1 protein-coding gene and 1 pseudogene are annotated in these 1,295 nt (G+C 70.0%); both read left to right on the top strand.

Going from position 1 to position 1,295, the window contains the following annotated elements; all coding sequences use genetic code 11:
• The first annotated feature begins 210 nt into the window (after positions 1–210).
• Complete coding sequence (locus ACWCP2_RS38165) at positions 211–1,137, top strand: carbohydrate ABC transporter permease (RefSeq protein WP_450913128.1); 927 nt, start codon at positions 211–213, stop codon at positions 1,135–1,137.
• A gap of 75 nt (positions 1,138–1,212) precedes the next feature.
• Positions 1,213–1,295: pseudogene (locus ACWCP2_RS38170) on the top strand (TetR/AcrR family transcriptional regulator); the annotation flags it as partial.

A 1,295-nucleotide genomic window follows, 5' to 3' on the forward strand; every position in this document is an offset into this window, starting at 1 on the left:
GGTGTAAGACACGCTCCCCGTACGCCCGCCGTCCGAGAGGAACCCCCATGCTGCTGATCGAGACGCTCGGCTCCGCTCTGCTGGGCCCGCACGATCCGAAAGGGACGGCCCGGGCCCCCCCCCGCCGGCCCGCCCCCCATCGCTTCGGCCCGCCCCCCTCCCTCCAGCCCCCGTCACCCCTCCTGCCCCGATCCTCCGAAGGGCCGCACCGTGTCCCCCACCTCCACCGCGAAGGCAGGACTGCGGCGTACCTGGCGCAAGGCCTCCCCCTACGCCTACATCGCCCCCTTCTTCACCCTCTTCGTCGCCTTCGGCCTCTTCCCCCTCCTCTACACGGCGTTCGTCTCCCTCCACCGCGTCGAGCTCCAGACGAGCGGCGAGATGCAGTGGCGCGGCATCGCCAACTACACCGCGCTCTTCGCCGACGACTACTTCTGGATCGCACTGCGCAACACGTTCACCATCGGCGTGCTGTCCACCGTCCCGCAGCTCGCGATGGCACTGGGTCTGGCCCACCTGCTCAACTACAAGCTGCGCGCGCGGACGTTCATCAGGACCGCGGTCCTGCTCCCGTACGCCACGTCCGTCGCAGCCGCCACGCTCGTCTTCGCGCAGCTCTTCGGCCGCGACTTCGGGCTGATCAACTACGTGTTCGGGCTCGTCGGTGTCGCCCCGGTGGACTGGCAGACGGGCACGGTCGCCTCGCAGGTCGCCGTATCGACGATCGTGATCTGGCGCTGGACCGGCTACAACGCGCTGATCTACCTGGCCGGCATGCAGTCGATCCCGCACGAGCTGTACGAGGCCGCGGCGATCGACGGGGCCTCCCGCTGGCGCCAGTTCCTCCACGTGACCCTTCCCGGCCTGCGGCCGACGATCGTCTTCACGGTGATCATCTCGACGATCGGCGCGACCCAGCTCTTCGGTGAGCCGCTGCTGTTCGAGGGGTCGATCTCCGGCGGCATCTCGCACCAGTACCAGACCCTCGGCCTGTACATGTACGAGCAGGGCTGGGGCTTCTTCCACCTGGGGCGGGCCGCGGCCATCGCCTGGGTGATGTTCGTCCTGATCGTGGTGCTCGTCGGGGTCAACGCCCTGTTCGCGCGCCGCCGCGCACGCAAGGAGACCGGCCGATGACCGCGCTCGCCCCACCGCCATCCGCGCCCGGCAAGCGTCGCCCGCCGCGGGAGCGGCCCGGCCGTCGCCCCCGGGTACGAGCTCACCCAGTACGCGCTGCGCCGGCCGGAGTTCGGGCACCTGGCGCGCAAACAGTACGAGTCCTACTGCGACACGTA

It is taken from the genome of Streptomyces sp. NPDC002104, from assembly GCF_053593795.1.